The sequence below is a fragment of the Bacillus sp. B1-WWTP-T-0.5-Post-4 genome, assembly GCF_009183795.1.
Lineage (GTDB): Bacteria > Bacillota > Bacilli > Bacillales > Bacillaceae_G > Bacillus_A > Bacillus_A cereus.
Window position 1 is genome coordinate 103,250 of sequence record NZ_WEIJ01000002.1, and the last position, 13,518, is coordinate 116,767.

The window sequence follows — 13,518 nt, forward strand, 5'->3', positions numbered from 1 at the left end:
AATAAAGACACCCTCCTCATAAGAGAGTGTCTGCGTATGAAATAAAAAATGGTTCTTTATCACTACACTATTTTTCTTCATAATTAGGAATACGCACAATAAATTCAGTACCTTTTCCTTCCTCACTCTCCACTTTTATCTCTCCTTGATGAAGGTCGAGTACTTTCTTTACAATAGCTAAACCTAAGCCACTTCCTCCATAGGCACGATTTCGTGAAGAATCCGCTTTATAAAAACGCTCAAAAATATGTTGTTTCTGTTCTTCTGATATACCAATTCCTGAATCACGGATACGCACTTCCACTACTGTCTCATGTTCCTTTAACTGAATAGTAATCGTACCACCGCTTGGAGTAAATTTAATACTATTATGAATTAAATTAATCCACACTTGACTCATACTTTCTTGGTCAGCAATAACATATACTTTTTCTAAATCTAGTTCTAACTCAATTTCTTTTTCAGCCCAGAGTGGTTCACTATTTAACACAATTTGCTTTAATTGTTGATCTAATCGATAGCTCACTCTTTCTGGTGTATACTCTTCTGATTCTAAAAGAGTTAGCTTTAGTAAATTTTGACTTAGTTTAGATAATCTCGTTGTTTCAGTTTCAATAATGGTAAGATAATGCTTTCTTTTTTCCTCAGAAAGATTATCGTCTTGTAGTGCTCTAGCAAATCCTTTTATAGAAGTTAATGGCGACTGTATTTCATGAGAAACATTCGATACAAACTCTTGTCTCATTTTCTCCATCGTATTCAGTTCATCTGTCATGTCATTTATACTTTTTACGAGCACGCCAATTTCACCATCATACTTTTCTTCATTTCTTATTTTTACAGAGAAGTCTCCTTTTGCAATTTTTTGTATTGGTTCAATAATAGTCCAAATCATCGCCTCTCGTTTTGGTCTCATTAATATTCCAATCAATGTCCAAATAAAAATAATAAAGACAAAACCGACCATATCACTAATTAGAAAGGCAACAAACGGCGATACGTTTACGTCAAAAGCATTCAATAAACTAGTTGCTACATAAAATGCGATAGACCAAATGATAGTAAGAATAGAAAAGAGCGCTAATACCGCTCCAAATACTTTCAGCATCTTCAACTTACTCATTCGTTTTCTTTTTCTCATTTACTTACCTCTAAGCGATACCCTAATCCTCTTATTGTTTTAATACTAAATTTCGATTGCTCTTCTTGAAACTTCTCACGTAACCGATTAATATGAACGTCTAGTGTACGTTCATTCCCTTCAAAATCATATCCCCATATTTCTTCAATTAATTGCTCTCTCGAACAAGTTCTTCCCGATTTAGCCCCTAAAGTAAAGAGCAGCTCAAATTCTTTTAACGGTAACGTAACCGTTTGTTCTCCACATGTAACTTCGAATGTTTTACGATTTAATAATACATTTCCAACTTGAATCGATTGCGAAACTGTAATTTGGTAACGTTTCAATAATGCCTTTACTCTCACTACTAGTTCTATAGGATCAAATGGTTTTACAAGATAATCATCTGTCCCAAGGTGAAATCCTTTTACTTTTTGTGATGTTTCTCCTTTGGCAGTTAGCATCAGAACCGGGATATCATAGTATTTTCTTAATTCAAAACATACATCAAATCCATCCATATTTGGCATCATGATATCAAGAATAACCATATCGACTTTTACGTCATCCATTTTCTGAAGTGCATCTACTCCATCAATTGCCTCATATGTTTGAAAACCTTCTCGTTCTAAAAATACAGAAACGAGTTCTCTAATGTGTGGATCGTCGTCTACTATTAAAATTTTAGGTATCAAAGGAACCATTTCCTTTCTACTTAGCATCTAATATATTTTTTAAAAATGAATCATCAGTGGAGTAAAATCCCACTGATGATTCATTTTATAATGCCCCCTCTTTAATTTTCAATTGCTGCGTTGCAAACTCACGATACATATCATGCGTCTGTAATAATTCATCATGCGTACCACTACCTGTAAGATTCCCTTTTTCAATAAAGATAATTTTATCTGCATCTACAACAGTAGAAAGTCTATGTGCAATCACTAATGTTGTTCTGCCTTTCATTAAGTTATTTAATGCTTTTTGAACGACAGACTCAGATTTACTATCTAAGCTTGAAGTTGCCTCATCGAGCATAAGAATTTGCGGATTTCGAAGTAACGCTCGGGCAATAGCAATTCGCTGTCTTTGTCCCCCAGAAAGCTTCACACCGCGTTCTCCAACTTCTGTTGCATAACCGTTTGGTAAGTCATGAATAAACGCATCAACATATGCCATTGCAGCTACTTTTTCAATTTCTTCATCCGTTACTTCGCCCTCGACACCATAACAAATATTATCACGAATCGTTCCATCAATTAACGGACTATCTTGTGATACGTAACCGATTTGACGTCGCCATGACTCTAATGAATAACTCGTAATTGATTCTTTTCCTAATTTAATGGCACCACTAGTTGGCTCATAAAAACGTTCCAGTAATGAGAATAACGTTGTTTTCCCACTACCACTTGGTCCTACAAACGCTGTCACTTTTCCAGATTCAATTGTGAAATCAATATTTTTCAAAACTTGCTCTTCTTCGTTATACTCAAAATGTACATTTTCAAGAACAATTGGTTCCTTAGCATTTGTCACTTTCACACCAGTTTCATGATCTTCTACTTCATATTCTAAAATCGTACTAATTCTTTCCGTTGCACCAATTGCCTTTTGGAATTGTGTAAAGAACATAGATAATTGACTCATCGGCATTACAATTTGAACTAAATACAAAATAAACGCTACAAGTTCACCGGTTGTTAATGCACCGCTAGAGACTCGCATCCCGCCATATCCTACGATAATAACAAGTAGTGCCATTAAAACAAACGACATAACTGGCGAAATTAATGCTTGCACTTTCCCTTCTTTCAAACCAAATTGTAATAACTTTTGTATACCTGTATTGCCCGTTTCATATTCTCTTTTTTCTGTATTTGAAGATTTCACTAAACGAATTTCTGATAACACTTGCGTTAACACACTTGTAAAAGATGCCGTTTCATCTTGAAGCGCTTTTGAAATCTTATACATTTTTCGTCCAAGTGGAACTAAAATTAATACAGACAACGGAATAACCGTTAAAAGTAACGCAGTCATTTTCCAATCTAAAACAAATAATACAATTAACGATCCAACAATTGAAATACCGCCTGTTAATAAGTTTGACAAATGCTCAGAAATTAACGTTTTCACAACACCTGTATCATTCGTCATACGGCTAATCGTATCACCTGTTCTATTTTGATCGTAATAAGATACCGGCAAGATAAGTACCTTTTTCCACAAACGTTCTCTTAGTCCCGCTACAATCTTCTGCCCAATATAATTTAGTAAATATATAGACAACCCTGCCGCAATAGTTTGCATTACAAAGAAAGCAACTAATCCAACAATTTGTCCTGCACTAATTGAAGAAAGCGAAAAATTATCTACTAATCCTTTTGTAAGCATAGGAATAAATAAACTCGCTCCCGTAGAAAGCAAACTCATTAATAACGCAAAAACTAAAATTCCTTTCGGAGGATTTGTATCTTGAATAAGGCGTAAAAACTGCCTCCAACTCCCTTTTTTCTTCATTTCATTTCTAACTTCCATTCCTGTTCATCTCCTCGTGGTAAACAAAACTGTTCTTTCTAAAATTAGAATACGATACAAATGTAAACTGAATGTAAACACACTTTTTCTATTTTTACAAAATATACATAAAAACTCATCTTTACAACAGATATAAACATCTGATATTATTACCTGGTACTTAATATTATTCTATGTAAATGATAGATAAATAATTTACAACACGATATAAATCTCCAGTTAGTGAAAGGAGTATCCTTTTTGCAAACAAATATACATTCTAAAAAGGAAACAATTATTTTTATTCATGGATTAGTTGGCAATCGTCGCGCCTTCAAAAAGGAGCAAAAACGTTTTTCTTCCTCCTACAACATTATAACTTATGACTTATTAGGTCACGGTGATGATAAAGGAGAAGCAATCGACTTTTCATTACAGCGCCTCGTAGATCAATTATTAAACTTATATGAGCAAGAAGGTATTAAAAAAGCACATATTTGTGCGCTAAGTTACGGCTGTTACATCTCTACAATTTTTGCACAAATGCATCCAGAAAAAGTATTAAGTATTTGTCATATTGGAGGACATTACAATAACCCTTCTCGTTTATATAATGTATTTCAAAATTTTTGGGAGAAGCGAGGAGATGAATACTCTAAATGGCTCTCTCAATACGCAAATACTATTTTTCCAAGCGGTATATTAAAAGCAAATCCGTTCGCAGTCATTTCAAGAAATATTTACTACCGTTTCGGATTACAATTACATTCATCCATAATTGCCCAGTCATTACGACATCGGTTAGAATTCGATTTAAAATCTAAATTAAAATCACTTCCTCACCCTATACTATGGGTAATGGGAGAGCATGATCATCTCTATAAATCTTGTCTATTTGATTTGAAATCTATTTTGCCTAACGTTCTATATAGGGAAATACCTTTAGCAGGACATGCAGCGAACTTATTTCGTCCTAACTATTTCCATGACTTATATGATCGATTTTTAAATGGAAAGTTAAAATAAAAACTATTAAACTTCCAATTTATTCAACTATAAAAAGGCTTCCCAAGTTTCCTTGGAAAGCCTTTTCTCTATACGAAAAGTATATAAAACTACTTTCTTAGTATGCTTTTGTGTAACCAGTTAGATGTTTAGCCCAGTAAGAGTTATTAATTGAACTAATTCTTACACCAACTGTTTCATTCTCCGCACTAATGAACTTACCATTTCCTAAATAAATACCCATGTGAGAAAGACCTTTTTTATAAGTATTAGAGAAGTATACTAAATCACCTGGTTGTGGATTGCTAGTTTTTGTTTTCGAACTCCAGTATCCAGCAACATCTAAACGGCTACCTTTATGACCAGTTTGATTTAAAACGTAGTAAATGAATCCACTGCAATCGAAACCTCCTTTAGGAGTTTCACCACCGAATACATATTTCGAACCATCTAAAGATCTAGCGAATCCAGCGATTGAAGATGTATCTCCACCTGTTGTTGGTTGTTGAACGTTATTTGTAACGTTGTTTACTCCGCCTTTTACAAACTTAACGAAGTCTGCACTTACGTAACCTGTGCGGCCGTTATGGTTAATTTTGTACCAACCATTTTCAGCGCCAGTAACGTTTAATACTTTACCATTTGTTACTCCACCGATTACAGCGTTGTATGTAGCTGGGCCTGTACGTACTTTTAAAGCACCAGTGTTAACAACATAAGAACCACCAGTTTGAACTGTTGTAGTATTGTTGTTTGTAGTTGGTTGTTGTGTTTCGTTAGATACAGCAGAACCACCTTTTGTTACGAAGTCTTTGCTTACGTATCCAGTTCCACCATTGAAGTTGATTTTAAACCAATCTTGTACTTCACCTACAACTTGTACTGTTTTACCTTTATTTACAGAACCTAATACTGTATGAGATGTACTTGGGCCTGTACGTACGTTAAGTGAAGAAACGTTTACTGTGTAAGTACCTGTTCCTTGTTGAACAGTCGTTCCTGTTTTGCCACCAGTCGTTACGAAGTCACCACTTACATAACCTGTTTGACCATTTACGTTTACTTTGAACCAACCGTTTTCTTGTCCAACTACTTGTAGCACTTGGCCTGATTTTACTTTAGAAATAACGTTATGTCCTGTACCAGCACCTGAACGAACATTTAATACATCAGCAGTTACTGTGTATTTTAATTCAGAAGTTGTTTCTACAGTTTTTGTTTCAGTTACAGTCGTTTGAGTTTGAGTTTGTCCATTAATTTCTTTTAGCGCTTCATTTGAAACTTGTGCATGAGCAGAATCCATTCCTGGAACTGCAACGCCAGCTACAGAAGCTGCTGCTAAACCTGCAATTACTTTTTTCATAAGTTGTCTTTACTTCCTTTCCCTACTATCCTCTTAAAAAAAACTAAAACTTTAATACTTTACAATATTATCAAAGTAAAATATTCATCCAGTTCCATTTTTTAGCAAGAGTTTTATTTTTCACACAGAGTTCATTTTAAATGAACAAAGTGAAATCCGTGTGAACTTCATGTGAACTTTATCATTAAACACAGTGTTTTTGCAATGGTTTTTTCAAATTTCTTATATATCGCATGAAAATTCGACATTCCATTTAATATTTTAATATAAAATATCCCTTTTCTATCTATTATAAAAAATTCTATTAACCTAATACAAACTCAAGTATGTATTTCCTTATAAAGCTCCTTACATGAAGTATACTTTCATCATGACAAAAATCACTCTATTTATCAATAGTATAATATTTTTAGAAAACTAAATTTCTATACTATCTACAATTTTGAAATAATTTGACGAATTGTAAGATTTATTTCACAAAAGCCATTTCTCCTTTAAAGAAAACACACACTATACCAACTGTTCTCTTTTTCCGATAATGGAATTTATAGGATGTTTATAGTATTATATACATATCTTAATAAAAAAGAATTTTAGCGAACTGATTAAAGTTTCATTTTATAAAATGAAACTTTAATCAGTAAGGGTTTTATACATCCTCCGCTAATTTTTAACCCTCACCACTCGGGCTGCCCATTAATGCGGATTTTTATTGGAATAAAAAGAGGAGGCATATTTGTGAGAAATATAATAGATGATCCAATACAAAAAAATATAGAGCTATACTATGCTTTTATTCAATTCGTTTCAATGATAACATTACAAAAAGTATCAGCTATTGAAACACGTAAAAATGAATTAAAAAATCAGATGAAAAATGCCGGACAAAAAAATCCTTATTACGTATAAAAAAAGGTGAACAGGTTATATTCCTGTTCACCTTTTATCAAATTATTTTATTTATAAATTTTCACACGGGCCTCTAACGGTTGGAATTCTTTTTCACCAGCATGTACTACCGGTTTACCAAATGGCATTTGCGCAGTGAGTTTCCAATTTACTGGAACATCCCACTCTTTTCTCACTTCTTCATCAATTAGCGGATTGTAATGCTGTAACGTAGCACCAAACCCTTCAATTTCTAAAGCTGTCCAAATTGCAAATTGTAACATTCCTGATGATTGCTGAGACCAAGTTGGAAAATTATCTTTATATAATGCAAAGTTTGCTTGAAGGCCTTCCACTACTTCACTGTCTTCAAAATATAAAACCGTTCCATAACCACTTTTAAATGCATTCATTTTTTCTTCAGTAGGTACAAAGTTATTTTCAGGTACAATTTTTCGTAACGTTTCTTTCGTAATATCCCATAATTTATCATGTTGTTCTCCTAATAAAACAACAACGCGAGCACTTTGAGAATTAAAAGCTGAAGGTGTATGTTTTACAGCATGATAAATCACTTCTTGAATTTTCTCATCAGAAACTACTTGCTCTTTACTAATCGCATAAATAGATCTTCTGTCTTCAATTGCTGAGTAAAAATCTTTTGCCATCATAATTCCCTCCAATTTTCAATTGAGGCTATTTCATATGTATATATCATATTACGCCCCTCAAACTTATTATTAATAAGCTTATAACTTTATAATATCACAGCAACAAATAAACTCAAATGTTAACACTTGTATTTAGACTCTTTTTCCTTTTTAAAATGAAAATAAAAAGACTGTTTGTTGTTATCTAAAATTAGTAACAACAAACAGTCTTACTTATGTAGCGATCTAGATTCGTATTTTACTTACTTAATTAACTAATCCAAATGCATACGACATTAACTTATTTGTCTCTGTAAAACGTTTTGTTTTACTTGATGTCCCCATGACCACTGTAATAATTCGATTATCACCTTGCTTTGCAGTCCCAGTAAAACAGTATCCTGCACTATCTGTAAATCCAGTCTTTAGTCCGTCTATTCCTTCTATATATAAACTTTTATTATTTTTATTTAACATGTCGTTTGTGCTTATAACATTAATATTATTAAATGCTAGCTGACTTTGACGTAAGTGAGTCACTTCTAATATTTCCGGATAATCTTTTATAAGATGATACGCCAATTGTGCTACATCACCAGCCGTCATTTTTGTTTCACTTCCATCTGGCTCTTGTAATCCAGAAGCATTTGCAAATTTAGCATGTTCCGACATTTTTAACTGTTTCGCTTTTGCATCCATAAGCTGAACGAAATCTTTCTCCGATTTTGCCATATGTTCTGCTAAAGCCACAGCTGCATTATTAGCTGACTCAATCATTAATGCATGATATAAATCTTTAACAGTTAATGTGTCATTAACTTGTACTGGGATTCTCGCTCCCTCTGTTTGTGCCGCCTTCGCACTCATTTTCACTGGATCTTCCCAGCGAACTTTCCCGTTATGTATACTCTCTAGTAGGAGATACGCTGTCATCATCTTAGACATACTAGCTGGTGCAAAAGCTTCATTTTCATTATATTGATAAATAATATCTCCATCACTCGCATCGATAATCATAGCTGCTTTTGCGTTAATTTCTGGTGGGATGTACTTTGGCGGGACTACTTTTTCAGTAAATCCTGCTTTAGGTAGTTCTGCCACTTGCAAAGGTTGTCCCTCTACATTCGCTACGCTCTTTTGATTTCCTTGGAATAAGAACCAACATATCCCTAAAATAATGACTAATAGGACTGTCATCCTTCCCCATTTTAACCGATTCATTTCAAAACTCCTTTAGCAAACCTTTTATACACTCACATTTAACCTTATCAACAATTCCTTTATATAGTCAAGGTAAAAGGTATATTTATTCATATACAGCAATGATTATTTTAATTTATTTATGTTAAACTTACAATGTTGAAACGTAAGAATATTCAATAATAAAATCTCGTAAATAAAGCGAAACTTTAATCAGCCCCCCAATCGGGCTACCCGTCAAATAGCGAGATAAACTATTTAATAGAAGGGATTCATACAAATGCTACTTCCAAAATCATTAAAATACGGAGACACAATTGGGATCTACTCCCCTTCTTCACCAGTAACCTACACTTCTCCAAAAAGATTTGAACGAGCAAAATCTTACTTACAACAGAAAGGGTTTCATATATTAGAAGGTTCATTAACAGGTCGATATGATTTTTATCGTTCTGGTAGTATACAAGAGCGTGCTGAGGAGCTAAATGTCTTAATAAGAAATCCTAATATTTCTTGTATTATGTCAACAATTGGTGGGATGAATTCAAATTCAATATTACCTTATATTGATTATGATGCTTTTCTAAAGAACCCTAAAATAATGATTGGGTATTCAGATGCAACTGCTTTATTACTAGCAATTTACGCCAAAACAGGAATCCCTACATTTTATGGACCAGCTCTCGTCCCTTCCTTTGGCGAATTTGAACCTTTTGTTGATTGCACATACAAATATTTTGCTGAAACTTTACTACATGATCATTCTCTTCCTTATCATATAAAACAACCATTATTTTGGTCAGATGAATTTATTAATTGGGAAGAAAAGACGAAGGAGAAAGAACTTCGACCAAACGATTGGATTTCAGTAATTGATGGAAAAGCTACTGGGCGTATTATTGGCGGGAATTTAAACACGATACAAGGAATTTGGGGTAGCCCCTATATGTCACATATTCAAGAAGGCGACATTCTCTTCATTGAGGACAGTTCAAAAGATGCAGCTACTATTGAAAGAAGCTTTTCATTACTTAAAATTAACGGTGTATTCGATAAAATTTCAGGTATCATTCTTGGAAAACATGAGCAATTTGATGATTGTGGTACAAATCGAAAACCTTTTGAAATACTATTAGAAGTACTTCAAAATCAAAGAATTCCTTTTCTAGCTGACTTCGATTGTTGTCATACACATCCCATGATTACCATGCCTATCGGTGTTCAAGTAGAGTTGGATGCAACAAATAAAACGATACATATTGTAGAACCTTGGAAAAAATGAATGCATAGCTTCTATTGTTTTACAATAAAAGCCATGATACTATATAATTTGGAATGTGAAAGATTAAACAAAATACGTTCCAATATCTATCATTAGAAAAATTAGGTATAAATATATATTTATATGCAAAAGAGAGTGAATAAATGAAACCAACTATTAAAAATTACGTATTTTTACATGTAGCTTTTTTGATATATTCTATCATTATGGTTTACATGAAATGGGCAGCTAAATTCCCCATTGCTTCCATCTCATTTTTTGTTGCTTATTTCGGACTAGTTATACTTTTATTCGGATATGCAATTTTATGGCAACAAGTAATTAAACATTTCGAAATTTCAAAAGCATATTCACATCGCGGAATTATTATACTGTGGTCAATGCTTTGGTCAGTATTTCTATTTGGAGATACGATTCAGTGGAATCATTTACTTGGTGCAGCTATTATTATTGTCGGAATTGTGGTGGTGACAAAAGATGAATAGTTATATGTTATTATTTATTTTCGGGATAATTTTAGCTAATTACTCACAAATATTATTAAAAAAAGCTACTTTGCAACAATACGATTCTAGAATAAAAGAATATGTGAATCCTTATGTTATTATCGGCTACTCTTTATTTGTAATTAACGCCGGATTAAATGTTATCGCCATGAAGGGTATGGCATTAAAACAAGCATCAGCATTAGAATCCTTAAGTTATATCATCATATTAATTTTCGGTTGGTATTTCCTAGGAGAAAAAATAACGAAACGTAAACTCATCGGCAACATGATTATTATCGTTGGTGTAATCGTTTATTGTATCCAATAGTAAAAAGCTCCGTTTATCACAAACGGAGCTTTTTACTATTGACCTAAATTTTGCACTTTATCTTTCAAATCTCGAACTTGATCTACCGTCTGCATAAGCTCAGAGTTTTTAAATTGCTCTACATCCACTTTCCCTTCTTCTATCTTTGTCATCGCCGTATCAATTAACGTATTTAACTTTTCATTATATCCGACGATTTGTTGATGAAGATCCTTTGCTACATCAGGTGGCGTTAATTCATTGAATGCGGGTATATCTTGTTTAATTTCACTAAGCTTCGTTTCTAATTCTTTTCGAGCCTCGCTATCATTAACGGCCTTTTCTGCTAATGCTGGCGCATCATTTGCAAATGCACTTATTTCATTTACATAGTCTGTCGCCTTTTGAGCATAATCTATGGAGTTCTTTCCTTCTTCCACTATTGAACATCCCATTAAACCAATTGAAACTATAAATACTAATAAAATTGATTTTATTTTCATTTTAGACCCCCTTCGCCTTTATCATTGTCTGTAATTTTCTCTATACATAACTTCTAGCTAAATTGTTTATAACCTTTTTCAAATAGCTATTTATCCTCTTACATGCCCTATTATCGTTACAACATCTATTTCTATATGTACGCTTATAATATCTTCAATTATATCCATATATCCTTGTCCTATAGCTGTTCCATAGTGTAATGTAAGCCCCTTCTTTTCATACACTGACTTTGGCACTGAAAAAATAAATCTCCTCAAGTTTCTTTCATCAGCTGGTTCCATAATTAAAACAATCCCATCCTCATCAAACATATACGCTCGCCCTCCAACTTTACATTCACTATGGCTCAGTATTGCCTTGGTCAGCAAAATTTAAAACACAATAAGTTAAGATACTCTCTGCTCTATCATAAAGTGAAACTTTAATTAGCCCTCACCAGTCGAATCTTTATCGGCAAATAGCGAGATAAAAATAAAAAACATTCATTCTTTTTTGTTAAGAATGAATGCTTTTTAAAAAATCAATTTCTAACTCTAGCATCTTTTTTTGACGAGGTTTTACTTTTCTTACGGGAACTCCAGCGTAAATATACCAATCATCTAAACTCTCTTTTACCATACTCATCGCACCGACTGCCGTACCTTCTCCTACCGTTACATTTGGAAAAATAATAGAATTAGCACCAATAATCACATGTTTTTTTAAAATAACTTTTTCTGCTTTCACATTCCTATATTGATTCGGGACGGTTGGACCCATTAATGTATTTCCACTGAAATCATCAAGTACTGCATATATGATTGTTTTAGCTGAGATGTTTGCAAAATCATGCATTTCAATCCCAACTTCCCCTCCATATAACGCTGTATACGCTGATATGTGCGAATAACTTCCAATTGTGATTTTACCACTTAAAATGCAAAAATCATCAATTCTTACATGATTGCCAACTGATATAGCACTCGGATTATATATACTTGCTTTTTTACTAACCAATACATTTTTCCCAACAGATAAAAATCCAACTTTCTTTAGTTCTTCTTGACTATAAAAACTATTCATCTACCGACACCACCTTCTGCTCTAAACAAATTACAATTTGCTCTACTAGTTCTTTCGTCATTCCTTCCCATAAAGGTAAACTTACGATTCGTTTTGCTATTTTATTCGTCTTTGTTAAATCTGTAGACTTATAGTTTTTAAAAAGAACTTGTTGGTGGCAAGATGGTGAAAAGTATAATCTAGCTTCTATTTTCTGTTTTTTCAGTTCTTCAATTACTTGTATGTTGCGAACTTCTTCTGGACAAATGATAGGCATAAATTGGTGAATAACTGCTTCTGTCTTTTGGGCTTTCCACCCTTTTTTCATTAACCCAGTATTTTGTAACAACTGTTTATACCATTCAGAAATACGGGTACGTTCTTTTAATTTTTGATCCCACTTTTTTATAGTCGCAATCCCAATAGCTGCTGCGTATTCAGACATTTTACAATTAAACCCCATCATCGTACATTCACGATTTTTATCAAATCCGAAATTCCCCATTCTTTTAATACGTTGTATATCTTCTTCGTTTTTACTATATATGAGCCCTCCTTCACCAATTCCGAACGGCTTTGTTGCATGAAAGCTATATACGATCATTCCACTAAAATCTTGACCGTAATGCATCCCTCTATTCATTAAACCAAATCCCGGCGCCGCATCTACGACAACCGGAATCCCCTTCTTCTCTAATTCTTCATATTCTTCTAAGTTCATCCATGATCCAAAAGTGGCGTACGGGACAACAATCGCAACCTCTTCTTTTAATTCTTCTATCTTATCCAAAAGTACGGTTTTATCCATATACCAATCATCTATTGAAATATCAATAAAGTAAGGTTCCAATCCACACCAAATAGCGGCTAAGGCAGTCGCAGGGAATGTAAAGCTAGGCATGAGAGCATACTTTCCCTTTCTTCTTTTCTTTAGTTGAATAGCCGCCATTAACCCTAACGTTGCGTTTGCTACTGTTGTAACAGCTCCCCTGTTTTGAAAAAATGACGACATAATTGTTTCCTCAAAACGTTGATTTATAGGTCCATAATTCGTATATATGTGAGATGTATCAATTTCCTTCAATTCGTCCAAATACTCACTTACAGGTACAGTTGAAGCACGTAAAAAAGGAATATTCTCCATATCTAT

General features: G+C 33.5%; 15 protein-coding genes. 5 read left to right on the top strand and 10 right to left on the bottom strand.

Features of this window, described 5'->3' with window-relative positions; translation table 11 throughout:
- Nucleotides 1-67: 67 nt before the first annotated feature.
- The 3 genes from hitS to GBN91_RS06160 form a co-directional block, all read right to left on the bottom strand.
- Nucleotides 68-1,141 (bottom strand): envelope stress sensor histidine kinase HitS, encoded by a 1,074-nt coding sequence (gene hitS / locus GBN91_RS06150; RefSeq protein WP_131249802.1) that lies wholly within the window; start codon nt 1,139-1,141, stop codon nt 68-70.
- Nucleotides 1,138-1,815: an envelope stress response regulator transcription factor HitR gene (hitR, locus tag GBN91_RS06155; protein WP_139372016.1), complete on the bottom strand. Its 678-nt coding sequence runs from the start codon at nt 1,813-1,815 to the stop codon at nt 1,138-1,140. The genes hitS and hitR overlap by 4 nt, the downstream gene beginning before the upstream one ends.
- Nucleotides 1,816-1,900: 85 nt before the next feature.
- Entirely contained in the window at nt 1,901-3,661 is a 1,761-nt protein-coding gene (locus tag GBN91_RS06160; RefSeq protein ID WP_152121320.1) for an ABC transporter ATP-binding protein, read from the bottom strand.
- Between the two features lie 240 nt (nt 3,662-3,901).
- Between GBN91_RS06160 and GBN91_RS06165 the strand changes: the two genes are divergently transcribed.
- Nucleotides 3,902-4,666, top strand: a complete 765-nt coding sequence (locus GBN91_RS06165; protein WP_001194315.1) for an alpha/beta fold hydrolase — start codon at nt 3,902-3,904, stop codon at nt 4,664-4,666.
- Nucleotides 4,667-4,763: 97 nt separating this feature from the next.
- On the opposite strand, the gene entFM is transcribed toward GBN91_RS06165, so the two are convergent.
- Complete coding sequence (entFM, locus tag GBN91_RS06170; RefSeq protein ID WP_152121321.1) at nt 4,764-6,008, bottom strand: enterotoxin EntFM; 1,245 nt, start codon at nt 6,006-6,008, stop codon at nt 4,764-4,766.
- A gap of 738 nt (nt 6,009-6,746) precedes the next feature.
- Between entFM and GBN91_RS06175 the strand changes: the two genes are divergently transcribed.
- Nucleotides 6,747-6,917: a hypothetical protein gene (locus tag GBN91_RS06175; RefSeq protein ID WP_001244279.1), complete on the top strand. Its 171-nt coding sequence runs from the start codon at nt 6,747-6,749 to the stop codon at nt 6,915-6,917.
- 47 nt (nt 6,918-6,964) lie between these two features.
- Here the strand turns inward: GBN91_RS06175 and GBN91_RS06180 are convergent, their stop codons facing one another.
- Both GBN91_RS06180 and GBN91_RS06185 read right to left on the bottom strand, forming a co-directional pair.
- Entirely contained in the window at nt 6,965-7,567 is a 603-nt protein-coding gene (locus GBN91_RS06180) for a nitroreductase family protein (protein ID WP_006921889.1), read from the bottom strand.
- 246 nt (nt 7,568-7,813) lie between these two features.
- Complete coding sequence (locus tag GBN91_RS06185; protein WP_001080877.1) at nt 7,814-8,767, bottom strand: D-alanyl-D-alanine carboxypeptidase family protein; 954 nt, start codon at nt 8,765-8,767, stop codon at nt 7,814-7,816.
- A gap of 259 nt (nt 8,768-9,026) precedes the next feature.
- Here GBN91_RS06185 and GBN91_RS06190 point away from each other — a divergent pair, with 259 nt between their 5' ends.
- The 3 genes from GBN91_RS06190 (at nt 9,027) to GBN91_RS06200 (ending at nt 10,844) form a co-directional block, all read left to right on the top strand.
- Nucleotides 9,027-10,028: a S66 family peptidase gene (locus tag GBN91_RS06190; RefSeq protein WP_025710349.1), complete on the top strand. Its 1,002-nt coding sequence runs from the start codon at nt 9,027-9,029 to the stop codon at nt 10,026-10,028.
- A 143-nt stretch (nt 10,029-10,171) separates the two neighbouring features.
- Nucleotides 10,172-10,513 (top strand): EamA family transporter, encoded by a 342-nt coding sequence (locus GBN91_RS06195; protein ID WP_000805125.1) that lies wholly within the window; start codon nt 10,172-10,174, stop codon nt 10,511-10,513.
- Complete coding sequence (locus GBN91_RS06200) at nt 10,506-10,844, top strand: EamA family transporter (RefSeq protein WP_001089868.1); 339 nt, start codon at nt 10,506-10,508, stop codon at nt 10,842-10,844. Before GBN91_RS06195 ends, GBN91_RS06200 begins: the two co-directional genes overlap by 8 nt.
- Before the next feature lie 35 nt (nt 10,845-10,879).
- On the opposite strand, the gene GBN91_RS06205 is transcribed toward GBN91_RS06200, so the two are convergent.
- The 4 genes from GBN91_RS06205 to GBN91_RS06220 form a co-directional block, all read right to left on the bottom strand.
- Entirely contained in the window at nt 10,880-11,326 is a 447-nt protein-coding gene (locus GBN91_RS06205) for a DUF6376 family protein (protein ID WP_000695203.1), read from the bottom strand.
- A 90-nt stretch (nt 11,327-11,416) separates the two neighbouring features.
- Nucleotides 11,417-11,638, bottom strand: coding sequence for a hypothetical protein (locus GBN91_RS06210; RefSeq protein WP_000459099.1), 222 nt, complete (start codon nt 11,636-11,638; stop codon nt 11,417-11,419).
- Between the two features lie 184 nt (nt 11,639-11,822).
- Entirely contained in the window at nt 11,823-12,389 is a 567-nt protein-coding gene (locus GBN91_RS06215) for an acyltransferase (RefSeq protein ID WP_001084190.1), read from the bottom strand.
- Nucleotides 12,382-13,512, bottom strand: coding sequence for a DegT/DnrJ/EryC1/StrS aminotransferase family protein (locus tag GBN91_RS06220; protein WP_152121322.1), 1,131 nt, complete (start codon nt 13,510-13,512; stop codon nt 12,382-12,384). The genes GBN91_RS06215 and GBN91_RS06220 overlap by 8 nt, the downstream gene beginning before the upstream one ends.
- Between the last annotated feature and the right edge of the window lie 6 nt (nt 13,513-13,518).